The organism is Kitasatospora sp. NPDC059408 (genome assembly GCF_042751525.1).
Taxonomy (GTDB): domain Bacteria; phylum Actinomycetota; class Actinomycetes; order Streptomycetales; family Streptomycetaceae; genus Kitasatospora.
In genome coordinates this window covers 60417-81940 of sequence record NZ_JBHYWI010000031.1, presented here as the reverse complement: position 1 = coordinate 81940, position 21524 = coordinate 60417, and the positions used below count along the sequence as shown (strand labels likewise).

Genomic DNA, 21524 nt, shown 5'->3' with positions numbered 1-21524 from the left:
GGAGCGGGGACGACGGGCGGCCCACCGCCCGATCGGCCGCGAAGGCGGGCCATAGACCGCCTTTAGCCGGCCCGACGACGATGACTGCGCGGTTCACCGCACCAGCACCCGTCGTCGGATCGCCACGCAGGAGGACCTGTCGCGATGCCCATCCCTGAGAGTCCTGTACCCGGCGGTCCGGCGGCAGGTCTGCTGGCCCTGCACCGGGACGGCGAACTGGCCGCCCGCTACGGGCTGGCCCAGCAGCTGGTCTCGCAGCTGCCGCCGGCCGAACTGCCGCGCGCCGGGCGGCTGCTCGCCCGGCTGGACCCCGCCGAACTGCTGGAGCGCCACCCCGGCCTCACCGCCGTCACGGTGGCCGTCACCGGCCACGGCACGCCCACCGGGCTGGTGCCGGCGCTGACCGCCGAACTCGCCCGCGCCGGCCTCGTCCTGCGCGCACAGGTCTCGGACTTCGACAGCTACGTCTTCGACCTCTCCGACCCCGGCAGCGAGCTGTACCGCTCCGACCCCCGGCTGGTGCTCTGCCTGCTGGACGCGGCCGTGGTCGTCGACGAGCTGCCCACCCCGTGGGACGTCACCGACCTCGAACGGGTCCTGGAGGAGAAGGTCCGGCTGATCGCCGGCCTGGCCGGCCACTACGCGGGCACCGGCACCGGCACCCTGGTGCTGAACACCCTGCCGCTGCCCGCCACCCTGCCGGCCCGGCTGCTCGACCACCTGTCCCGGGCCCGCCTCGGCCGGCTCTGGCGCCAGGCCAACGCCCGCCTGCTGGAACTCGCCGAGACCCACGCCTCCGTGGTCGTCCTGGACCTGGACCCGCTGCTCGCGGAGGGCCTGCCGGCCGAGGACACCCGGCTGCGGGCCTACACCAGGACGAACCTGTCGCCCGAACTGCTCGCCCGCTACGCCCGCGAGGTCGGCCACCTCGCCCGGCACCTGACCGGCCGGACCAGGAAATGCCTGGTCCTCGACCTGGACGGCACCGTGTGGGGCGGCATCCTCGGGGACGACGGGCCGGAGGGCATCGAGGTCGGCGACGGCTACCGGGGCGAGGCCTTCCAAGCGTTCCAGCGGTCGGTCAAGCAACTCGCCTCCCAGGGCGTGCTGCTGGCGGCCGTCAGCAAGAACGACCCCGGGCCGGTGGCCGAGGCGCTGCGCGAGCACCCGGGGATGGTCCTGCGCGAGGAGGACTTCGTCCGGGTCGTGGCCAACTGGCGCCCCAAGCACGAGAACCTGCGCGAACTCGCGCGCGCGCTGAACATCGGCCTGGACAGCCTCGTCTTCGTCGACGACAGCCCGTACGAGCGCGAGCTCGTGCGGCGCGAACTGCCCGAGGTCGCGGTGGTGGAGGTCGACGGCGAGCCCGCCCTGCACGTCGAACGGCTGCTGGCCGACGGCTGGTTCGACGTGACCCGGCTGACCGGCGAGGACCGGGCCCGGCCCGCCCTCTACCGCCAGGAGCTGGACCGCCAGGACTTCCTGGACAGCTTCGAGTCGCTGGAGGGCTTCCTCCGTGAGCTGCGGGTGACCGTCCACCTGGCCCCGGCGACCGACGCCGAGGTCGCCCGGCTGTCCCAGATCACCCTGCGGACCAACCAGTTCAACCTCACCACCCGCCGCCTCCAGCCGGCCGACGTGACCGCGCTGCGGGCCGACCCGGACGCCCACGTGCTGGCGATCCGCGCCGCCGACCGGTTCGGCGACAACGGCCTGGTGGGCGCCGTCTTCACCCGCCGCGAGGGCACGGCCCTGCTGATCGACAACTTCCTGCTCAGCTGCCGGGTCTTCTCCCGCGGGATCGAGCAGGCCTGTCTGAGCGCGGTCCTGCGGGCGGCCAGGGCGAGCGGCGCCGAGGAGGTGGTCGGCGAGTACCGGGAGAGCCCCAAGAACGGCAAGGTCCGCGACTTCTACCCCCGGCACGGCTTCGAGACCGCCGGGCAGGACGGTCCGGCGACCGCGTTCCGGCACGACCTGCGGGAGATCCCCGCCGCACCCGAGCACGTCTCCCTCATCGAGCCCCAGGAAGGGATCCTGAAGTGAAGTCCATCGACGAATTCGCCGACCTGCTGCGCGACGAACTGGGCCTGCACGTGACCGCCGAACAGATCGGGGCGGGCTTCGACCAGGTCCCCGGCTGGGACTCGGTCCACCTGCTGGCGCTGCTCACCGTCCTGGAGCGCGAGACCGGCCGCCGGATCTCGTTCCCGGACGTGCTGGAGGCGGCCAGCCTGCGCGACGTGTACGCCGTGGCGGTGGGCGAGTGAGCGGCACGCCCTTCCCCCGGGAGCGCCGGCACACCCTGCACTTCCTCGGCGGGCTGCGCGGCTTCGCCCCGGTCTTCCTCGACACCGAGGTCGACATGACGTCGGTGCTGGCGCACCGCGACCTGGCCCGCGCGGAGGACCGGAACTACTCGCTGGTGAGCTACGTCCTGTGGACCGCCGCCCGGACCCTGGCCCGCCACCCGCAGGCCAACGCGGCCGTCCGCGGCGGGCTGAACCCCCGGGTGGCCCGCTACCCGTCGGTCAGCGGCAAGCTGGCCCTGGACAAGTCGCTGGGCGGGCAGCGGGTGGTCCTGTCCGCCGTGCTGCCCGAACTGGAGCGCCGGAGCCTGGAGGAGATCCAGCGGCAGGTCGAGCACTACCGCGACGGCGACGCCGACGCGATGGCGGAGTTCGCCAAGGTGCGGGGACTGCAGCGGCTGCCGGTCGCGGTCGGCCGCCTGGCCTACCGGCTCGCCGCCCGCTCGCTGGAGCGCCGCCCGGAGCTCACCGGCACCTTCGCGGTCACCTCCCTGGGCCACCGGCCGGTGGACGGGTTCCACTCCGTGGGCGGGACCACCATCACGCTCGGGGTCGGCCGGCTCGCCGACCGCCCGGTGGTCCGGGACGGCCGGCTGGCGATCGCCCCGGTGATGCGGCTCAGCCTGTCCTTCGACCACCGGGTGATCGACGGCGCGCAGGCGGCCGACATCCTGACCGAGATCCGGGCCGGGCTCCAGGAGTTCGGCCGCGAGACGGCCGACCGCACGGCCGCCGGGGCCACCGCGGCGGAGGCGTGAGCATGCCGGAGTCCCCCATGCTCGCCGAACCGGCCCCGGCGCTGTTCCGCAGCGTGCTGGGCCGGTTCGCCACCGGGGTGGCCGCGCTGACCGCACTGGCCGGGGACGCCCCGGTGGGCATGGCGGTCAACTCCTTCGCCTCGGTCTCGCTGACGCCGCCGCTGGTCTCGTTCTGCGTCGCGCACCGGAGCACGACCTGGCCCGCTCTGCGGGCGAGCGGCCGGCTCTGCGTCAACTTCCTGGCGGAGCACCAGGAACCGCTGTCGCGCCGACTGGCGGGCGCCGCCGCCGAACGCTTCCGGGGCGTCGCGTGGAGCGGCTCCCCCAACGGCCTGCCGGTCCTCGACGGCGTGCTCGGCTGGCTGGAGTGCACGATCGAGGACGAACACCGCGCGGGCGACCACGACATCGTGGTCGCCCGCGTCGACTCCCTCTGGGCCCGGCCCGACGGCGAGCCCCTGGTCTTCTTCCGGGGCGGCTACGGCGGATTCCTCCGCCGTGACTGACCGCGTCCGCGGATCAGATCAGGGCCTTCGCCGCCAGCGCGATCACCTCGGTGACCTCGCGCTGGTGGTCGGCCAGGAAGAAGTGGCCGCCCGGGAACACCCGGAGGTCGAAGGCGCCGGAGGTGTGCCCGGCCCAGGCGCGGGCCTCGGCCACCTCCGTCACCGGGTCGGCGTCGCCCACCAGGGCGGTCACCGGGCAGGACAGCCCGGGCCCGTCGGCGTGGCGGTACCCGCCGAGCGCCGTGTAGTCGGCCCGGATGGCCGGCAGGATCATCGCCAGCAGCTCGTCGTCCCCCAGGAGCCTGGAGTCCGTCCCGCTCAGCGACTTGAGCTCGGCGAGCACCCCGGCGTCATCGCGGAGGTGGACCGTCTCGGGCCGGGCACACGAGGGCGCGCGGCGCCCGGAGGCGACGAGCGCGCCCACCGCCCGGCCCGGCTGCCCCTGGAGCAGCCGGGCCAGCTCGTACGCGACCAGGGCGCCCATGCTGTGGCCGAACAGCACCAGCGGCCGACGGTCCGCCGGGTCCAGTGCCGCCGCCACCAGCCGGGCGAGCCCGGTGATGCTCTCCACCGGGGCCTCGCCCCTGCGGTCCTGACGGCCCGGGTACTGCACCGCCAGGGTCTCCACTCCGGCGCCCAGCGCCGCCGACAGCGGGAAGAAGAAGCTCGCCGAGCCGCCCGCGTGTGGCAGGCACAGCACCCGGACCGGGGCGCCCTCCGCCGGGTGGAAGCGCCGGAGCCATCGATCGTCCATCATCGGGAAAAGGTCCTCCTGGTCATCGGATCAGACGGCCGGACGCGCGTCGAAGACGTCGTCGGCGAGCAGGATGCTCTGCTGGAGCTCGCGCAGGGCCCGGCCGGGTTCGAGGCCCAGCTGGTCCTGGAGGGCCCCGCGGGCGGTCCGGTAGACCCGCAGCGCGTCGCCCCGGCGCTCCGAGCGGTAGAGCGCGGTCATCAGCTGCCGGTAGAAGGCCTCGTGCAGCGGGTGGTCGGCGATCAACCCGTAGAGCATGCCGACCACCTCGCGGTGGCGGCCGAGCACCAGGTTGCTCTCGATCATCTTCTCGGTGCACTCCAGCCGGGTCTCCTCCAGCCAGGTGACGAAGCCCGTGATGACCGGACCGTCCCTCAGTTCGTCGAGGGCCGGCCCCTGCCACAGCGCCAGGGCGGCGCCGAAGGCGTCGGCGGCCGCGGCGTGCCGGCCGTCGCGGTGGGCGGCGCGGCCCTCGTTCACCAGCCGCTGGAAGACGTGCAGGTCGAGCTCGCCCTCCTCGGTGACCAGGCGGTAGCCCGGCGCCCGGGTCTGGATCGGCTTGCGCCCGTTGCGGCCGAGCAGCTTGCGTAGCTGCGAGATGTACACGTAGAGGGCGTCGGTGGCCCGGCGCGGCGGATTGTGGTTCCAGACCTCGGTCACCAGCTGATCGAGCGAGACCACCTGACCCGCGCGGATCAGCAGGGTCGCCAGCAGGACCTCGACCTTCGGTGCGGTGACCATCAGCACGTCCTCGCCGTCGAGGACGCGCAGTGGCCCCAGAATTTCATACCTCAACAATCTCCCCCTGTCAGACGGACGGCACGCGGCACCCGGACGGGCAGCGCGGCCGTCGCCAGCACGTGACCGGGCGTCGCAGCACGGTGGACCCAACCGGTCACGGCAGCAAGCCTTCCAGTTGTCGCACCGCCGCACATCCGCGAAACCACCTACGCGAGGGATCAGAGCGTGGGACGCCCGTCACTGAGCAGCCCGGCGTTGAGGAGCGCCAGGATGCGGGAGGCGCGCTTGGGGTCGGTGTGCTCGGCGGCCCAGCCGACGGCGGCGGCCGCCGCGAACAGGTCCTCCGGCTCGACGTCCGTGCGGACCGCTCCGGCCGCCTGGGCGCCGGCGAGCAGCCGGGCGGCGGCCTGGTACATCGCGCTGCAGGAGGCGTGCAGTTCCGACCCCTCGTCGTGCAGCGCGGACATCACGGAGGCCGGCAGGCCCCGGTACGCGCCCGACCGCAGGGCGAACTCCTCCAGCCAGCGCGTCAGCGCCACGCCCGGCGGCTCGGCCTCGACGAGTTCGTCGGCCGAGGTGCGCAGCCCTTCGAACCCGCTGTGCAGGATCGCCTCCAGCAGCGCCTCCCTGGTGGGGAAGTGCCGGTAGAGGGTGCCGATCCCGACCCCCGCACGGCGGGCCACGTCCCGCAGCGAGGCGTCCGTGCCCTGTTCGGAGAAGACCTGCCGGGCGACCGCCAGCAGGCCTTCTCGGTTGCGCCGGGCGTCGGCGCGCAGTTCCCCGCCCGGAGTCTTCTCGGTCATGGCACTCCTTCTGCCTTGGAACTTCTGCTGTGAAAGTTCTGCCTTGAAAATCGGAGCACTGCTCCATATGCTTCTGGAGCAGTGCTCCACATATTACCCGTGCACCCCGCCGAGGAAGTGACCCCGCATGGCGACCGACGCCAACACCGCACCTCCCGCACCGCCACAGGCCACGACGTTCTCCCCCGAGCTCAAGAAGGTGATCACCGCGGTGATCCTCGGCTCGGTCATGACGTTCCTTGACTCGACCATCGTCAACGTCGCCCTGCGCACGCTCTCGCTCAAACTGGACTCCTCGCTGGCCGACATCCAGTGGGTCGTCACCGCCTACCTCCTGGCCCTGGCCGCCGTGATCCCGGCCAGCAACTGGGCGGCCACCCGGTTCGGTGCCAAGCGGCTCTACACGGCGTCGATCGTCGTCTTCACCCTGGCCTCGATCGCCTGCGGCCTGGCCTCCAACACCGGGCAGCTGATCGCCTTCCGGGCGATCCAGGGCGCGGCCGGCGGTCTGACCATGCCGATCGGCCAGATGATCCTCATGCGCAAGTCCGGCCCGGCGCTGATGGCCAAGGTGATGAGCACCATCGGCATCCCCACCATCCTGATGCCCGTGGTCGGCCCCACCGTCGGCGGCCTGATCCTGGAGCACTACAGCTGGCAGTGGATCTTCTTCATCAACCTGCCGATCGGCATCCTGGCCACCTACCTGGCCATCCGCCTCCTGCCCAGCGACACCAAGAGCGAGGCCGGCAAGCTCGACTTCCTCGGCCTGGCCCTGATCGTGCTGGGCAGCATCGGCCTCACCTACGGCCTCGCCGAGGCCGGCACCACCGGGTCCCTCGGATCCGCCAAGGTGCTGATCTCCCTGGTGGTCGGCGCGGCCCTGGTGCTCGCCTTCGTCCTGCGCACCCTGTCCGTCGAGAACCCGCTCGTCGACCTGCGGCTCTACAAGAACGCCGCGTACAGCTCCGCCTCGCTCACCACCTTCACCATCGGTGCGGCGGTGTTCGGCGCCATCATCCTGATGCCGCTGTACTTCCAGATCGTCCGGCACGAGGACGCCGTCCACACCGGCCTGCTGCTCATCCCGCAGGGCAGCGGCGCCGCCATCGCGATGGTGCTCGGCGCGCGGCTGATCGACAAGCTGGGCAGCGGGCCGACCTCCTTCATCGGCGGCATGGTCAGCATCGTCGCCACCCTCCCCTTCGTCGCCATCGGCTCCGACACCAACTACTGGTACCTCGGCACCGCGATGGTGGTGCGCGGATTCGGCATCGGCCTGTGCGCGATGCCCGCGATGACGGCCGCCTACCGGGCCGTCTCGCCGATGAAGATCGGCGACGCCACCGTCCAGCTCAGCGTGCTGCAGCGGGTCGGCGGTTCGGTCGGCACCGCGATCTTCGCGGTGATCCTGCAGAACCACCTGTCCGGCGCGGCCGACCAGGCCGACCAGGCCTCCGCGTTCGGCACCTCCTTCTGGTGGGTGCTCGGCGTCGCGGTCGCCGCGACCACGCCGACCCTGCTGCTCACCGCGGCCGAGAAGAAGGCCAAGCGCGCCGCGGCCGCCCCGCAGCCCGCCTGACCCCGCCCCACCCGCCGGGCGACCGCCCGGCCCCACGACGCCGTCCGTCGCGGTGGCACCCCGACACCACGACGGACGGCACCCTCGGTGCCCCCGATCCCCGCCGCCCCCGCGGGACCGGGGGCACTGTGGCATGCCCGGCGCGGCACACCCGGCCCAGCGCGCCCGGCCCGTACACGTCCGGCCCGGCGCGCCCGGCGTCGGCCCCGAACCCGGTTGCCCTGTCCATTACATGGCGTTACGTTTTCGTTACGTTCGATTGGGAAATCTGGGTGGAGCCCACTTGCTGACGTAGGTTTGGGTAAGGCCTAAAGAGATCAACGCGGGGGAAAGCAATGCTCAGCAGGCGTGTACGGGACTCCTATCGGCGGTTAAGGGACTCGCGCCAGGGCCGGAGCCGGGACGCCCACTTGCAGGCCCACAGCCGTCGGTTGATGCGGCGGCTGGAGCTGCCCGTGCCGCTCGACCCGGCGGAGCTGTGCGAGCGGCTCGGCGAGGACCGCGGCACGCCGATCCGGCTGATGCCGTGGGAGCTGCCGGTCGACGGGCCGTTCGGCATGCTGATATCGCGCCCGCACGAGGACGCCATCGTCTACCAGTCCCACACCACCAAGGCCCACCAGGCCCACATCATCCTGCACGAGGTCGGCCACATCGTCGCGTACGACCTCGCGGGCGGACGGCCCACCGAGGCCGGGCCGCACGGGTGTTACTCCGACCGGGACGAGCGGGACGCCGAGGTCATCGCCTCCACGATCATGCGGCACGCGATCACGCTCGGGCGGCGGGCGCAGCGCTACGGCATCGACGAGCCCTGGCAGCCCTCGGTGTACAACAGCCTGGTCCTGACCGACGGGCTGACGTGAGGGCGTTCGACTGCGTCGCCATCGTCACGCTGCTCGCCGGTACCGCCTGGACGCTCCCCGCGCTCGTCCGCCGCCGCTTCCGCGATCCCATGCGGCTGCACCTGAGCCTGTCGCTGCTGTTCATGGGGCTGGGCAACCTGCTGGCGCAGCCCCGCCTGGTCGCCCTCCTCGACCGGCGCACCACCGCCGGGGTCGCCAAGTGCAGCTACAACGCGCTGGTCCTGGTCGGGCTCTGCCTCATGGTCTCGTTCCTGCGGGAGCGCCCGATCAACCGCCGTACGGCCGGGCGCTCGTGGGAGGTGCTGCTGTGCGCGGCCTGTCTGGCGGGCATGGTCGCGATGACCGTCCTGCTGCCGCCGCCGCTCCGCAACCACACCCTGACCAGCCACTTCCTGCTCGACTGGCGGGTGCGGGTGTTCTACGACCTGGGCAACGTCTTCCTGTTCTCCGGGTACGCCGCGTGCGCCCTGCTCGCCCTGCGGCACTCGCGCGCCGGGCACCCGCTGCGCAGATGGTCCCTGGCGGTCATCGCCGCCGGCCTGATCGGGCTGGACCTGAGCTGCGTCTTCCGCGTGCTGTGGGTCAACCTGCCGGGGCTGCGCGCGCCCGGGACGCCGGTGACGTACGACGAGGACTTCGGCTTCGGCATCGCCGCCACGATCGTGGTGTGCGCGGGGCTGAGCCTGCCGTTCTTCGTGGGCCTGTTCCAGCTCCGGCGGGACCGGCGCGACCACCGCGCGCAGTACCACGGCCTGGAGGCGCTGTGGCAGCGGGTGGCGGTCTTCTACCCCGAACTGATCCTCGACCAGCGGAGTTTCGTCGGGCGGCAGCTGGGGCCCGTCGCGGACTACGCCTCGGCGACGTACCGGCGGTACGTCGAGTGCCGGGACGGGCTGACCCGGCTCGGCCCCTACCTCCGGCTCGCCGCCGACGAGTTGGCGCCCGGCGGGGACGGTCTGCCGAAGGATCCGCGCGCGGCGGCCCGCATCGTCGACCGCGCGCTGCTCCTGTACGGGGCGCAGTCGCTGGGCGAGGCGGCGCCGAAGACGAACGCGCTGTTCATCCCGGGGCCCCGCGAGGCCTCCGACGACTACGAGAGCGACCTCGTCGGGCTGATCGAGATCTCCCGCGAGCTGCGGGCGCTGCGGGCCCAGCGCACGGGCGCGGCGTAGCCGCCCGGGCGGCTACGCCGCGGCAGGCCCTACGGCATCAGGACGAACTTGCCCCGGAATCCGCCGGCCTCCAGCCGCCGGTGCGCCTCGTGCGCGTCGGCGAACGGGAGGACGGTCGTCCGCGGCCGCACACCGGCGTCGCGGGCGGCGTGGGCGGCGTGGGCGGCCACCTCGGCCAGGTCCGCGCGGTCCAGCTCCACACCGTGGAGGACGAACTCCACGTCCGGGCGGCGGGCCGGGTCGGGCGCGGCGAACGGGACGAGGGTCAGGAACGTGCCGCCCGGGCACACCGCCTCGATCAGGTCCGGGGCGCCGCCGGCGTCCACGACGACGTCGTAGGCCTTCGCCTCGACGCGCGCCGGGTCGGTCAGCACCGCTCCCCCGCCCGGGCGGCCGAGGCGCAGCGCCCGGCAGGCCTCGGCGTCGCCGGGGCGGACGAGGAGGTCGGTGGTGGTGTCCGGCTCGTCGAGCAGCCGGACGGCGAGCTGTCCGCCGAGGCTGCCCTGGGCGCCGACGAGCAGCACCCGGCGGCCGGCCCGGACGGGGGTGCGGCGCAGCGCCTGGACGGCGGTGACGCCGGCCAGCGGCAGGGCGGCCGCGTCGACGAGGTCCAGGGCGTCGGGGACGCGGACGACGTACTCGGGGTCGAAGCGGACGTACTCCGCCATGCTGCCGACACCGGTGCCCAGTTGGGCGGTCATCGCCATGACGCGGTCGCCGGCGGTGTAGCCGCAGCCGGCGGGTGCGTGGGCGACGGTGCCGGCGAGGTCCCAGCCGAGGACGGCCGGGAGGGCGGTGGGGATCAGGCCCGAACGGGTGGCCAGGTCCACGGGGTTGACGGCGGCGGCCGCCACCCGGATGACGAGTCCGTCCCCGTCCGGTTCGGGCAGGTCGAGGAGGCCGAGTACCTCCGGGCCTCCGGTGCGCGTGATCCCCACGGCCTTCATCGTGCGGTGTCCTCCCCGGGACTCGGCGCCGGAGGCCTCGGGGCGTCCAGCGCGTCCATGATCGACAGTAGTTGCTCGCGGACCTCCGGGGTCATCCCGCCGGCCCGCATCGCGATCGAGCGCACCTGCCGGTCGGCGAGGACGGAGGCCCAGGCCGGGTCGTCGGCCGCGTCGGCGGCCGTCTCCTCGTTGATGAGCGCCCCCACCGAGACCGGGAGGGTCATCGGGCGGGCGCGGAAGTACTGCACGATCGCGGCGAGCACGCTGATCGTGGGGTTGGTCTGCGAGCCGTTGCGCAGGGCGGCCAGGTAGCTCCTGGAGATGGTGACGTCGTGGGACGGGTCCTCGGAGATCGCCTGGGCGACCTCGGACGTGGAGGGTTCCCGGCGGCGTCCCACGGTGTCCGTGGTGGCTGCATCCGCGAACCACGCGTTGAGGCGTTCCGCCAACGTGGCCATGTCCGTCTCCCTGGGCTCCGGCGCCTCGGGTCGGGACGACTCGGCGCGACGTTCGGTGACGGCAGGGTAGACGCTAGCGCTTCGCCTGTGAAGTCGCCGAGGTTCTCGAAGTCTAACACCAGCGCCACCTCATCAACACACCTGCCAATATAGTGGTAGCAAGTGCTAATATACTGGCGTTTGCTATCGCCACAGAGACAATCGTCCTGTGAAAAGGTCCTGCGTCGCCCCGGCCACCCGGGGTGCGGGAGCCCTGGCAGTCCAGGGCGCAGGAGCCCCGGGAGGCCGGGGACGCAGGACCGCCCGAACCCTTCCGAATCCGGAGGAGACATGCGCAGCGGTACGACTTTCACCCAGGGCCTGCGGCACAGCGTCGACGACGGCCGGGCCGGCGGCCCGGCGTGGACGGTGGAGGCCGTCCGCCAGGTGCGCTACCACGTCGTCAGCTCCGACCACCTGTTCGCGCTCGACAACACGGCCCTCCTCGACGGCTGCCCGGACGCGCCCATGCGCGCCGGCGACCGCCGCCTCGTCGTCATCGACGAGAACGTCGACAAGCTCTACGGCGGCCGGATCCGCGACTACTTCACCTACCACCGCGTCGCGGTCACGATGCTGCCGCTGCGGGCGGACGAACCCGTGAAGGAGTGGGAGTCCGTCCTGCGCGTGGTCGACGCCATGAACGACTTCGGCATCGACCGCCGCCGCGAGCCGGTCCTCGCCATCGGCGGCGGCGTACTCACCGACATCGTCGGCTTCGCCGCCAGCCTCTACCGGCGCGGAACCCCGTACATCCGCATCCCCACCACGCTGATCGGCCTGGTCGACGCCGGGGTCGGCGTCAAGACCGGCGTCAACTACGGCCTCGGCAAGAACCGCCTGGGCACCTACGCCCCGGCGACGGCCACCTTCCTGGACCGCACCTTCCTGCGCAGCCTCGCGCCGCGGCACATCAGCAACGGCCTCGCCGAGATCATGAAGATGGCCCTCATCCGCTCCGAGGAACTGTTCGCGTTGCTGGAGTCCTGGGGCGCCGCCGTCCACGCGGACCGGCTCCAGGGCTCCACCGGGGAGCTGGCCGCCGCGTCGGACGCGATCGTCGCCGAGGCCATCCACCTGATGCTCGAAGAGCTCCAGCCCAACCTGTGGGAGTCCCACCTGGAGCGGTGCGTGGACTACGGGCACACCTTCAGCCCGACCGTCGAGATGCACGCGCTGCCGGAACTGCTGCACGGCGAGGCCGTCATGATCGACATGGCCCTCACCACCGCGCTGGCCACCCTGCGCGGCGACCTCTCCGAGGAGCAGGCCGACCGGATCTACCGCGTGGCCACCGCGCTCGGACTGCCCGTGTGGAACGACGTCCTGGCCGACCCGGCGCTCCTGGAAGCCGCCCTGCTCGACACCGTCCGCCACCGCGACGGCCACCAGCGGCTGCCACTGCCCGTCGGGATCGGCCGGCACCACTTCGTCAACGACGTCACCCCGGCCGAACTCCGGGCCGCCACCGCGCTGTTGCGGCGCAAGGCCGCGGTGGCCGGGCACACCCCGGCCGGCTACGCGCGGGTGAGCGCGTGAGCGAGCGCAGCGAGGTGGGCGTGAGCGCCCCGCACGGCGGGGCCCGGCCCGTCACCGCCGTCGTGATCGGCGGGTCCACCGGCATCGGCCGGGGCGTCGCCGACGCGTGGGCCGCCGAGGGCGTCGAGACCCACGTCCTCAGCCGCTCCCGGCCCGCCGGCCCCGGCGCCGACCTGCTCGCCTGGCACCCGCTGGACCTGCGCGACGGCGACGCGGCGCGGGCCGCCCTGCGCTCCGGCATCCCGGCCCGGGTCGACCTGGTCTGCTACTCGGCCGTGTACTTCACCGACCGCCGCGAGCCCTTCACGGACGTCCACGAGGCCGACTGGCTGGACCAGTTCGCGGTCAACGTGCACGGGCTGGCGTGGACCCTGAAGGAGACGCTGCCCGCCCTGCGCGCGGCCGGCCCCGGCCTGTTCCTGCACATCTCCTCCGAGGTGGTCTACAACGCGGGCCCGAACCGGTCCGGCTACGCCGCGACCAAGGCCGCCGCCGACTCGCTGGTCCGCTCCGTCGCCCAGGAGACCGACCCCGCCGAGGTGACGTTCGTCCAGGCGCTGCCCGCCGGGATGGTGGACACCCCCGGCATCCGCGCCCGCCGGCCGGCGGGCTTCGACTACGGGGCCTACATGACGCCCGCGCACTTCGGGCCGCTCGCGGCCGAACTCGCCCGCACGCGCGGGGTGCCGCACGCGGGCGAGGCGCTGGTCGTGCACGAGGACCGGAGCTGGACGCCGGTCCGCGCAGGGACCCCGCAGTCCCAGTCCCGCCCGCCGGCCCAGTCCGGCGCGCCGTCACCGTCCCGCCCGCCGTCCCCGTCCGGCGCGGTGTCATCGCCCCCGTCCGGCGTCTGAGCGCGCCCGACTCCCTTTCCCCGAGCACGACGTCGAGGAGGACCCGTGCCACAGCTCCAGGCACACACACTGCTGTTCGACATGGACGGAACCCTGGTGGACTCGACCGCCCTGGTCGAGTCCACCTGGGCGGACTTCAGCGGGCGGCACGGGCTGGACCTCGCCGAGGTCCTCGCCTACGCCCACGGCCGCCCCACCCGCGAGACCGTGCACCGCTTCGTCGCCGACGCGCCGCTCGCGGCGTCCGAGACGCGGCGGCTGGTCGCGCACGAGGAGTCGGAGACCGCCGGCATCGCGGCGGTGCCCGGCGCCGCCGCGCTCCTCGCCGCGCTGCCGCCCGGCTCCTGGGCGGTCGTCACCTCCGCGAGCCGCCGACTGGCCGAAGTGCGGCTCGGCGCGGCCGGACTGCCCGTACCGGAGCTGCTGGTCAGCGCCGACGACGTCACCCGCGGCAAGCCCGACCCACAGGGCTACCTGCTCGCCGCCCGGCGGCTGGGCGTGGAACCGCAGGAGACCGTCGTCTTCGAGGACTCCCCCGCCGGCATCCGCGCCGGACTGGCCTCCGGCGCGCGCACGGTGGTCATCGGCGGCTGCGCCGACCACGACCACGAGGCGGAGCGGCACCCCGACTTCCGGGGCTTCGCGGTGGCCCCGGCCGACCCGTCCCGCCCCGGCGTGACGCTCACCGTGCCGGAACCCGTCGCCGACGGCCGGCTGGTGCGGCCGTGACCGGGACAACGGCCCCGGCCGCGACCACCCTCGCCGCCGACGTCGGCGGCACCTGGGTGCGCTGGCGCGCCGGGGGCCCCGGGAGCCCGGTCGAGCGGGTGCCCGCGCCCAGCCGGCTGCGGCACCCGGAACGGGCCGTCGCGGACCTGCGGCGGGACATGGTCGAGCTGCTCGGCGGGGCCGCCCCGCCCGGCGCCAGGGCCGCCGTCTCCTTCGGCGCGGCCATCGACCACCTCACCGGCGTCGTCCACGGCTCGGCCCCGCTGTGGGGCGCGGCGGACGAGCCGTACGACCTCATGGCCGCCCTGCGCGAGCACCGGCCGGACGTCACCTGGACCCTCGTCAACGACGTCACCGCCGCCCTCGCCGACTTCGCCGTCAACCACGCCCGCCCCGGCACCCGGCGCGTCGCCTACCTGACCGTCAGCAGCGGCATCGCGCTGCGCACCGCCGACCTGGAGCGGACGGTGATCCCCGTCGACGCGTGGGGCCTGCAGGGCGAGGTCGGGCACCTGACCGTCGCCTGCCCGCCGGACCTGGCCGGGCTGCCGTGCGAGTGCGGCGGCCCCGACCACCTCGCCTCGCTCGCCGCCGGCCCCGGCTTCGTCCGGGTCGCCGAACGCCTGGGCCTGCCGGAGGCCGCACGGGTGGCCGACTGGCTGCCCGGCGCGCTCGACGCCGGCGACCCGGCCGCCCGGCGGCTGCTCGGCCTGTGCGTCGAACCGGTCGCCCAGCTGATCCGCACCCTGTGGTGCCTCGACCCGCACCTGGACCTGCTCGGGCTCGGCGGCGGCGTCGTCGAGGGCCTCGGCGCGCACTACGCCACCGAGCTGCGCCGCCGCCTGGCCGCCTCCACCTCGTACGCCGCCCGCGGCTACGGCCGGGCCTGGCTCGACGACCGCCTGGTGCTGTGCGGGCCCGGCGACGTGGACGCGCTGCGCGGCGCCGAGCGCATCGGCCACTGGCCGCCGAGGATCGCCCGGTGAGCGCGGCGAGCACCGTGAGCCCGGTGCGCCCGGCCGGCGCCGCGAGCACGTCCAACGCCACGAACACGACCGGCGCCCCGACCCCGGCCACGCATCGCGCGCTGGTGCGCCGTGCCCCGGACCGCCACGGCCGCACCCTCGTCGACGTCGCCGAGGTGCCCACCCCCGCGCTGCGGCCAGGCGACGCGCTGCTCGCCCCCGCCGTGGCCGGCATCTGCGGCACCGACTGGCAGATCCTGCGCGGCCTGCGCGACGACCCCACCCCGGTGCTCGGGCACGAGGGGGTGGCGTACGTCGTCGAGCCGGGCGACACCGGGCTCGCCCCGGGCACGCCCGTCACCGTGAACCCCACACACCCGGACGACCCGTCGTTCCTGCTCGGGCACAACCTGCCCGGCCTGTGGGCGGAGCTCGCCCGGATCCCGGCGTCGGCGGTGCGCGCGGGCCTCGTCGTCCCGGTGCCGGACAGCGCCGTGCGCCCTCGGGTCGCCTCGCTGGCCGAGCCGCTCGCCTCCGTCCTGTACGGGCTGCGCACCACGCTCCACCTGGTGCGCCCGGCCTCGCTGGTCGTCTGGGGGGACGGCATCGTGGGCCGCCTCGCCACCGAGCTGTGGCCGCGCGAACTGCCGGGCCTGCGCGTCCTGTTGGCCGGCCACGGCGACGGCGCCGTCCACCCGGACGACCCCGCGCTGCCGGGTCTGCTGGCCGCCCTGCCCGGACCGGTCGCCGCGGTGATCGCCACCCCGCGCACCGGCACCCCGGACGCCCTGCGGGCGCTGGACCGCCTCGTGCCGGGCACACTGGTCGTGGACGTGCACGCCGGACTGCCCGCCGGCCCGGTCGAGTTGACCGCCGGCCCGGTCGACGTCACGGCGGTGCGCGCCGAGCACTGCGGCGGCGCGCCGTGGCCGCCGCGGGCCACCAGCCTCGCCCGGCCCGCCGGTCCGCTGCTCCTGCACGGCCACCGGGGCGTGTCCGGCGACCACCTGCGCGAGGCCGTCGCCCACCTCACCGCCCCGCGCGAGGCGCTGGGCCGGGACGTCCTCACCCACGAGGTCGGGCTCGACGGGGCCGCCGAGCTCGTCAACACGGTCCTGACCACGCGGCGGCGCGTCGCGGACGGCCGCCGGGTCCTCAAGGCGGCGATCCGGGTGGCACCGCCGCGGGACCGGCAGTACGGGGTCGGAGGTGGCCGGTGACCGCCCACCCGGGTGCCGCCCACGCGGTGGCCGCACCGCAGTGGCGGATCGCGGACGACCGGACGGCCGCCGCCCGGGCCGCGCTCGCGGCCGGGGCGGACGCGCTCCACCTGGACTTCGGCGGGGCCCACCGGGGCCCGTTCCTCGACGACCCCGCCGAACTCGCCGCCGCCCGGGGGATCGCCGGGATGCTGCCGGTCCCCGTCCTGGCGGTGAACCACGCCAACGACCTCGGCCTGGCCCTCCCCGACGGCACGGCCAACCCCGCCGCCCTCGCCCTGCTGCGCCGGGCCCTGGAGTGCGCCCTGCGCCTGGGCGCCCGGGTCCTGCACGTCCCGGGCTTCCGGCGCAGCCTGCCCGTCACTCCCCACCTACGCGCCGGGACCGCCGAGTTGCTGCGAACCCTGGGCGACGAAGCCGACGCGGCCGGGCTGACGCTCGCCTACGAGTCACCGCTCGACGCCGAGGACAGCCTCGCCCTCGCCCGCGCGGTGGGCCACCCGGCCCTGCGCCTCGTCCTGGACACCGGCAACCTGCTCGACGCCGGCACCCCGCCCGCCGGCTTCGCCCGCGCCGTCGCGACGGCCGGACTGCTCCTGCCCGACCTGCACGTCAAGGACCCCTCGCGCCCCACGACCTGGCGCGGCATCCGCACCGAGCTGCCGGACCTGCTGCGGCACGCCGGCGCCCGCACGGTGCTCGTCGAGAACGACTACCGCCGGGCCCCCGGCCGCCTGCGCGCCGACGTCACCGCGTGCCGCGAGGCATCCCGTCACACCCGGCACGCCCGTCACACCGCTCCCAGGGAGAACGCCCCGTGAAAGCCATCCTGCTGACCGCACCGCGCACGGTGACGATCGCCGAGGTCGACCCGCCCGTACCGGGCCCCGGCGAGGTGCTCGTCCGGGTCGGCCTGCTCGGGTTCTGCGGCACCGACCTCGGCTTCTTCGACGGCACCAGCAACTACCTGCGGGACGGCCTCAAGAGCTACCCGTTCGTCCCGGGCCACGAGTGGGTCGGCACGGTGTGCGGGACCGGCCCCGGCGTCGACGCCGGCTGGGCCGGACGCCGGGTCTCCGGGCACAACTTCCGGGTCTGCGGGCGCTGCCCGGCCTGCCGGGCGGGCCGGATCCGCTACTGCCCCGACCGCAGCGAGATCGGGGTGCTGGGGCCCCGACCCGGCGCCGGGACCGAGCTGCTGACCGCCCCGGTGGACACCCTGACCCGGATCCCCGACGCCCTGTCCGACACCGCCGCCGCACTGCTGGAGCCCACCGCGGCGGCCGTGCACGCGGTGGACCGGATCGCGGTGGGCCCGCACGACCGGGTCGCCGTGCTCGGCGGCGGCACCCTCGGACTCGCCGCGGCCCAGGTGACGCGGGCGCTCGGTGCGGACACCGTCGTCCTCGACCCGCACCCCGCGGCCCGCGAGCTCGCGGCCGCCCTCGGCCTGCCCGCCCTGGCGGCGCCGGGCGAGCGGGACCAGGGGGCGTACGACGCCGTGGTGGAGGCCTCCGGCAGCGGCGCCGCCGTCCGGGCGGCCGTCGGCCTGGTCGCCCCGGGCGGCCGGATCGCCCAGCTCGGCACGCCCCACCACCCCGTCGACGGCTTCGACGCCGCCGCACTGGTGATCAAGGACGTCACGCTGCACGCCGCGCTGTCCGGGGTCGGCTACTGGGACCGGCTGGTGGAGCTCGTCGAGTCGGGCGCCGTCGACCTGGACCCGCTCGTCGACCGGGTGTTCCCGCTGGAATCCGTGGAGTCCCTGGACGCCGCGTTCGCCCACCTCGCGTCCCCGGACCGCCGACGGCCCAAGGTCCTGGTGCGCATCGGGGCGGAGCAGCCGGGCGGCATGGCCGAAACCGCAGCGGCGCTGGTGAGTTGATGAACGGAACGGACCCCGGCGCGGACCGTCCCGGCGCGGACCGCCCCGCCCGGATCGACGCGCGCACGGCGGCGCGGCTGGCCACCCTGGCCGCCGCCGCCTTCGTCTACGTCACCTTCGAGGTCTTCCCCGTCGGCCTGCTCCAGGACATGGCGGACGACCTCGGCGTCCCGGCCGGGCGGATCGGGCTGCTGCTCAGCGGCTACGCCGTCGTCGCGGCCGTGGTCACCATTCCGACCGTCGCGCTCGCCGCGCGGGTCTCCCGCCGCACGGCCCTGCTCGTCTGCCTGCTCGTCCTGCTCGCCGCCGAGCTCATGGCCGCGCTCGCGCACGACTACCCGACGATGGTGGCCAGCAGGGTCGCCGCCGCGCTCACGCACGGAGTGCTGTGGTCGCTGATCGCCCCGGAGGCGGCCGGACTGGTGCCGCGCGAGCGGGTCGGCACGGCGACCGCGGCCGTCTTCGGCGGCGCCACCCTGGCGTCGATCGTGGGCAGCCCCGGGACCACCCTGATCGGGCAGCTGATCGGCTGGCGCGCCACGGCACTGCTGCTCGCGCTCGCCACCGCGGCCGTGACGGGCGCCCTGGCGTGGGCCCTGCGCCGGCGGCCGGAGGTCGGGCCCGCCGAGGCGCCCGCACGGACGGGCGAGGGCGTCCGCATGGACCGGCGCGCGGTGCTGACGCTGTGCGGGGTGGCGCTCGTGCTGGTCACCGCGCACTTCCTCAGCTACACCTACTTCTCCGTGCTCGTCGCCGGCATCACCGGCTCGGCCGGGTCCGTGGTCACCCTGCTGACGGTCTTCGGACTGGCCGGCGCCGCGGGCACGTTCCTCGTCGGCCGCCACAACGACACCGCCCCGCGCCGGACGGCCACCGCGACGATGACGGCCTTCACCGCGGGCGTCGGCCTGCTCCTGCTCGGCTCCGCCCCGCTGCCGGGGGCCGTCGCCGCCGCGGTGGCCACGGTGGCCGTCGCCCTGTGGGGCGGGGCGTTCGCCGCCGCCGGGCCGGTGTTCCAGACCGGGATCATGCGCCTGGCGGGCGACGACGCCGACCGCGCGTCCTCGATCTACGTCACCGGCTTCCAGATCGGCATCGCGAGCGGCTCGGCACTCGGCGCGGCCCTGCTCGACGGCTCCCCGGCCTGGCTGCCCGCCGTCTCGACGGCCCTCGCCACGGCCGTCCTGCTCGCCGTGACGCTCCGTCGCCCGATCCCGGAGGCGAACCAGGCCGGCGCTCCGGAGGCCGTCGAGCAGCAGCGCAGCCCATCGGCCGGCGGATGTCAGCTCCTCCCAGGCCATCGGCCCGGGGGCGTATCCGGCGTACATCCCCGGGGCGACGCGCAGGGCCGGCGCGGCTGAATACGATCTCCGTATGGAAGAGCTTCTCCAGCGTCTCTCGACATCGAAGCGCGTGACCTGGCTGATGTCACAGGCCGTGGTGCTGGCCACCGCCGGCTTGTATGCGCTGATGCTCCCCTTGACGATGCCGGCCCCTGAGCACGGCCTGTTCCGGTTCCCCGACCTCGGGGGCTTCCAGAAGATCGGTCTCTGGCTCCTGCTCGCCCTGCCGGTCCTGCTCGTGCGCCATCTGCCGGCGGCGGTCTTCACGGCGGTCCTGGGCGAAGCGGTCCTCGGCGACGCCTTCGGCGCGCGGCCCTCGATCGTGTTCGTCATGCTCGTCGGCCTGGGCGGGTACCTCGCCGTCCGGCGACCGAAGGCTGCCGCCGTCGGCTCCGTCGCGAGCGTCGCGGCCGCGTTCTTCAACGACCTCCACGGCCGCGAGCAGTCCGTCGGCGACGCGTCCCAGTGGGCCGGGGGGTTCGCGTTGTGGTTCGCGGTCGCGTGGGTCTTCGGCGGGGTGTACCGCAAACGCCGTGAGTACCTCGAAGCCCTGCAGGAGCAGACCGCGGCCCGCGTCGTCATGGCCGAGCGGCTGCGGATCGCCCGCGAGCTGCACGACAGCGTCGCGCACAGCATCGGGATCATCACGGTGCTGTCGGGAGCGGCGGCGCGGGTCGTGGAGACCAAGCCCGAGCAGACGCGGCAGGCGCTGGCCGGCATCGAGACCACCGGCCGGGAGACGCTGCTGGAGCTGCAGCGCATGCTCGGGGCGCTCCGCCGCGCCGAGCCCGACGACGCCATGCCGCAGTCCGCTCCGCTGGCGCCGGCCGGCAGCCTGGCCGACGTCCCGCAGCTCGCCGAACGCACGGCCGGCGCCGGGGTGCGGGTTCAGGTGACCTGGCGGGGCGAGCGGCGTCCACTGCCGCCGGAGATCGAACTGTCGGCGTTCCGGATCATCCAGGAGTCGGTGACGAACGTGGTGCGGCATTCCAGGGCGCGGACGTGCCGGGTCGCGGTCGGTTACGAGCCGGAAGGGGTGACGATCGAGGTGGTGGACGACGGGGACGACGCTCGCGGCGGGCCCGGCCGGCCGAGGCTCTCCGCGGCCGGAGAGAGCGGCTTCGGCCTGCTCGGCATGCGCGAGCGGGTGACGTTGCTGTCCGGCCAGTTCAGCGCCGGCCGGCGTCCGGAGGGCGGGTTCCGGGTGACGGCGAGGCTCCCGGTATGAGCGTGCGGGTGCTGCTGGTCGACGACCAGCCGCTGATGCTGGTCGGGCTCGGGATCCTGATCGGCGACACCGACGACCTGGAGGTGGTCGGCGAGGCCGGCGACGGCCGTGAGGCGGTGCGCCTGGTGCGTGAACTGCGGCCGGACGTCGTGGTGATGGACATCCGGATGCCGGGCATGGACGGGATCGAGGCGACCCGGCAGGCGACCGCCGAGCCGGACCCGCCCAAGGTCCTGGTGCTGACGACCTTCGACGACGACGAGTACGTCTACGGCGCACTGCGCGCCGGGGCCAGTGGATTCCTGCTCAAGAGCATGGCCCTGGACGCGATCCTGGAAGCGATCCGCGTGGTGGCCGCGGGCGACGCGCTGATCGCGCCGAGCGTGACCCGACGGCTGATCGCGGACTTCGCCGCAACGTCCGGCCCCGCGGCCCCCGAACCGGACGCCGGGCCCGCCCCGGACCCGAGTCCCATCGCGGGGATCACCGACCGGGAGCGCGAGGTGCTGGCACTGGTCGGACAGGGACTGTCGAACACCGAGATAGCCGAGCGGCTGGTGATCAGCGCGGCGACCGCGAAGACCCATGTCGCGCGTCTGTTCGCCAAGCTCGTGGCCCGGGACCGCGTCCACCTGGCGATCATCGCCTTCGAAACCGGACTCGTGCCGCGTAGACGGTAGGGGCCCGTGACCGGGCCGGTCACGCTCGGCCGCGGGCCGCGGAACGAACCCTGACCTGCACGGCGGGCGAGCCGGCTGAAAGGCTCCCGGTGCCGCTTCGGCGAGCACCGAAGCGGCACCGGAACAACCAACAGCAAACGGGGGTGCGA

22 protein-coding genes are annotated in these 21524 nt (G+C 74.5%); 17 read left to right on the top strand and 5 right to left on the bottom strand.

The genetic code is table 11. The annotated features are described in order from the left end of the window. The first annotated feature begins 144 nt into the window (after positions 1-144). The 4 genes from ACFXDE_RS21795 to ACFXDE_RS21780 are packed head-to-tail and all read left to right on the top strand — an operon-like array spanning position 145 to position 3570. Positions 145-2043 (top strand): HAD-IIIC family phosphatase, encoded by a 1899-nt coding sequence (locus ACFXDE_RS21795; protein WP_380496513.1) that lies wholly within the window; start codon positions 145-147, stop codon positions 2041-2043. Next, positions 2040-2267 carry an acyl carrier protein gene (locus tag ACFXDE_RS21790; RefSeq protein ID WP_380496512.1) on the top strand — a complete coding sequence of 76 codons (228 nt, stop codon included), beginning with the start codon at positions 2040-2042 and terminating at the stop codon, positions 2265-2267. The genes ACFXDE_RS21795 and ACFXDE_RS21790 overlap by 4 nt, the downstream gene beginning before the upstream one ends. Further along, entirely contained in the window at positions 2264-3064 is an 801-nt protein-coding gene (locus ACFXDE_RS21785; RefSeq protein WP_380496511.1) for a 2-oxo acid dehydrogenase subunit E2, read from the top strand. The genes ACFXDE_RS21790 and ACFXDE_RS21785 overlap by 4 nt, the downstream gene beginning before the upstream one ends. Positions 3065-3066: 2 nt before the next feature. After that, positions 3067-3570 carry a flavin reductase family protein gene (locus ACFXDE_RS21780; protein ID WP_380496510.1) on the top strand — a complete coding sequence of 168 codons (504 nt, stop codon included), beginning with the start codon at positions 3067-3069 and terminating at the stop codon, positions 3568-3570. Positions 3571-3583: 13 nt separating this feature from the next. On the opposite strand, the gene ACFXDE_RS21775 is transcribed toward ACFXDE_RS21780, so the two are convergent. The 3 genes from ACFXDE_RS21775 to ACFXDE_RS21765 all read right to left on the bottom strand — a co-directional run bounded on the left by ACFXDE_RS21775 (position 3584) and on the right by ACFXDE_RS21765 (position 5868). After that, complete coding sequence (locus tag ACFXDE_RS21775; protein ID WP_380496508.1) at positions 3584-4327, bottom strand: thioesterase II family protein; 744 nt, start codon at positions 4325-4327, stop codon at positions 3584-3586. A gap of 27 nt (positions 4328-4354) precedes the next feature. After that, positions 4355-5119, bottom strand: coding sequence for a BTAD domain-containing putative transcriptional regulator (locus ACFXDE_RS21770; RefSeq protein ID WP_380496507.1), 765 nt, complete (start codon positions 5117-5119; stop codon positions 4355-4357). 164 nt (positions 5120-5283) lie between these two features. Then, entirely contained in the window at positions 5284-5868 is a 585-nt protein-coding gene (locus ACFXDE_RS21765) for a TetR/AcrR family transcriptional regulator (protein WP_380496506.1), read from the bottom strand. A 127-nt stretch (positions 5869-5995) separates the two neighbouring features. Between ACFXDE_RS21765 and ACFXDE_RS21760 the strand changes: the two genes are divergently transcribed. The 3 genes from ACFXDE_RS21760 to ACFXDE_RS21750 all read left to right on the top strand — a co-directional run bounded on the left by ACFXDE_RS21760 (position 5996) and on the right by ACFXDE_RS21750 (position 9488). Next, positions 5996-7450: a DHA2 family efflux MFS transporter permease subunit gene (locus ACFXDE_RS21760; RefSeq protein WP_380496505.1), complete on the top strand. Its 1455-nt coding sequence runs from the start codon at positions 5996-5998 to the stop codon at positions 7448-7450. Between the two features lie 410 nt (positions 7451-7860). Further along, positions 7861-8316: a hypothetical protein gene (locus ACFXDE_RS21755; RefSeq protein ID WP_380496504.1), complete on the top strand. Its 456-nt coding sequence runs from the start codon at positions 7861-7863 to the stop codon at positions 8314-8316. Further along, positions 8313-9488, top strand: coding sequence for an MAB_1171c family putative transporter (locus tag ACFXDE_RS21750; RefSeq protein WP_380442273.1), 1176 nt, complete (start codon positions 8313-8315; stop codon positions 9486-9488). The genes ACFXDE_RS21755 and ACFXDE_RS21750 overlap by 4 nt, the downstream gene beginning before the upstream one ends. A gap of 29 nt (positions 9489-9517) precedes the next feature. Here the strand turns inward: ACFXDE_RS21750 and ACFXDE_RS21745 are convergent, their stop codons facing one another. Next, positions 9518-10426 (bottom strand): alcohol dehydrogenase catalytic domain-containing protein, encoded by a 909-nt coding sequence (locus ACFXDE_RS21745; protein WP_380496503.1) that lies wholly within the window; start codon positions 10424-10426, stop codon positions 9518-9520. 5 nt (positions 10427-10431) lie between these two features. Further along, on the bottom strand, positions 10432-10893 hold the full coding sequence (locus tag ACFXDE_RS21740; RefSeq protein WP_380496502.1) for a hypothetical protein: 462 nt from the start codon (positions 10891-10893) through the stop codon (positions 10432-10434). A 330-nt stretch (positions 10894-11223) separates the two neighbouring features. Here ACFXDE_RS21740 and ACFXDE_RS21735 point away from each other — a divergent pair, with 330 nt between their 5' ends. From ACFXDE_RS21735 to ACFXDE_RS21690, 10 genes are read left to right on the top strand one after another with little or no spacing between them, the layout of a single operon-like run. Next, positions 11224-12471, top strand: coding sequence for a sedoheptulose 7-phosphate cyclase (locus ACFXDE_RS21735; RefSeq protein WP_380496501.1), 1248 nt, complete (start codon positions 11224-11226; stop codon positions 12469-12471). After that, positions 12468-13325, top strand: coding sequence for an SDR family NAD(P)-dependent oxidoreductase (locus ACFXDE_RS21730; RefSeq protein ID WP_380496500.1), 858 nt, complete (start codon positions 12468-12470; stop codon positions 13323-13325). Before ACFXDE_RS21735 ends, ACFXDE_RS21730 begins: the two co-directional genes overlap by 4 nt. Before the next feature lie 45 nt (positions 13326-13370). Further along, positions 13371-14054: an HAD-IA family hydrolase gene (locus ACFXDE_RS21725; RefSeq protein ID WP_380496499.1), complete on the top strand. Its 684-nt coding sequence runs from the start codon at positions 13371-13373 to the stop codon at positions 14052-14054. Then, complete coding sequence (locus tag ACFXDE_RS21720; RefSeq protein WP_380496498.1) at positions 14051-15040, top strand: ROK family protein; 990 nt, start codon at positions 14051-14053, stop codon at positions 15038-15040. The genes ACFXDE_RS21725 and ACFXDE_RS21720 overlap by 4 nt, the downstream gene beginning before the upstream one ends. Beyond that, the gene (locus tag ACFXDE_RS21715; RefSeq protein ID WP_380496496.1) at positions 15037-16239 is read left to right on the top strand and encodes an alcohol dehydrogenase catalytic domain-containing protein; all 1203 of its coding nucleotides are present in this window, start codon (positions 15037-15039) and stop codon (positions 16237-16239) included. Before ACFXDE_RS21720 ends, ACFXDE_RS21715 begins: the two co-directional genes overlap by 4 nt. Continuing rightward, positions 16236-17060: a sugar phosphate isomerase/epimerase family protein gene (locus tag ACFXDE_RS21710; protein ID WP_380496495.1), complete on the top strand. Its 825-nt coding sequence runs from the start codon at positions 16236-16238 to the stop codon at positions 17058-17060. The genes ACFXDE_RS21715 and ACFXDE_RS21710 overlap by 4 nt, the downstream gene beginning before the upstream one ends. Beyond that, positions 17057-18124 (top strand): zinc-binding dehydrogenase, encoded by a 1068-nt coding sequence (locus ACFXDE_RS21705; RefSeq protein WP_380496494.1) that lies wholly within the window; start codon positions 17057-17059, stop codon positions 18122-18124. Before ACFXDE_RS21710 ends, ACFXDE_RS21705 begins: the two co-directional genes overlap by 4 nt. Further along, positions 18124-19485 (top strand): MFS transporter, encoded by a 1362-nt coding sequence (locus ACFXDE_RS21700; protein ID WP_380496492.1) that lies wholly within the window; start codon positions 18124-18126, stop codon positions 19483-19485. Before ACFXDE_RS21705 ends, ACFXDE_RS21700 begins: the two co-directional genes overlap by 1 nt. Positions 19486-19498: 13 nt before the next feature. Continuing rightward, positions 19499-20695 carry a sensor histidine kinase gene (locus tag ACFXDE_RS21695; RefSeq protein ID WP_380496491.1) on the top strand — a complete coding sequence of 399 codons (1197 nt, stop codon included), beginning with the start codon at positions 19499-19501 and terminating at the stop codon, positions 20693-20695. Further along, positions 20692-21375: a response regulator gene (locus tag ACFXDE_RS21690; RefSeq protein ID WP_380496490.1), complete on the top strand. Its 684-nt coding sequence runs from the start codon at positions 20692-20694 to the stop codon at positions 21373-21375. Before ACFXDE_RS21695 ends, ACFXDE_RS21690 begins: the two co-directional genes overlap by 4 nt. Positions 21376-21524 lie beyond the last annotated feature (149 nt).

Coding starts and splice junctions, on each gene's coding strand:
- ACFXDE_RS21795 (WP_380496513.1), top strand. CDS start 145: ATGCCCATCCCTGAGAGTCCTGTACCCGGCGGTCCGGCGGCAGGTCTG.
- ACFXDE_RS21780 (WP_380496510.1), top strand. CDS start 3,067: ATGCCGGAGTCCCCCATGCTCGCCGAACCGGCCCCGGCGCTGTTCCGC.
- ACFXDE_RS21775 (WP_380496508.1), bottom strand. CDS start 4,327: ATGATGGACGATCGATGGCTCCGGCGCTTCCACCCGGCGGAGGGCGCC.
- ACFXDE_RS21765 (WP_380496506.1), bottom strand. CDS start 5,868: ATGACCGAGAAGACTCCGGGCGGGGAACTGCGCGCCGACGCCCGGCGC.
- ACFXDE_RS21760 (WP_380496505.1), top strand. CDS start 5,996: ATGGCGACCGACGCCAACACCGCACCTCCCGCACCGCCACAGGCCACG.
- ACFXDE_RS21740 (WP_380496502.1), bottom strand. CDS start 10,893: ATGGCCACGTTGGCGGAACGCCTCAACGCGTGGTTCGCGGATGCAGCC.
- ACFXDE_RS21735 (WP_380496501.1), top strand. CDS start 11,224: ATGCGCAGCGGTACGACTTTCACCCAGGGCCTGCGGCACAGCGTCGAC.
- ACFXDE_RS21700 (WP_380496492.1), top strand. CDS start 18,124: ATGAACGGAACGGACCCCGGCGCGGACCGTCCCGGCGCGGACCGCCCC.
- ACFXDE_RS21695 (WP_380496491.1), top strand. CDS start 19,499: ATGGAAGAGCTTCTCCAGCGTCTCTCGACATCGAAGCGCGTGACCTGG.
- ACFXDE_RS21690 (WP_380496490.1), top strand. CDS start 20,692: ATGAGCGTGCGGGTGCTGCTGGTCGACGACCAGCCGCTGATGCTGGTC.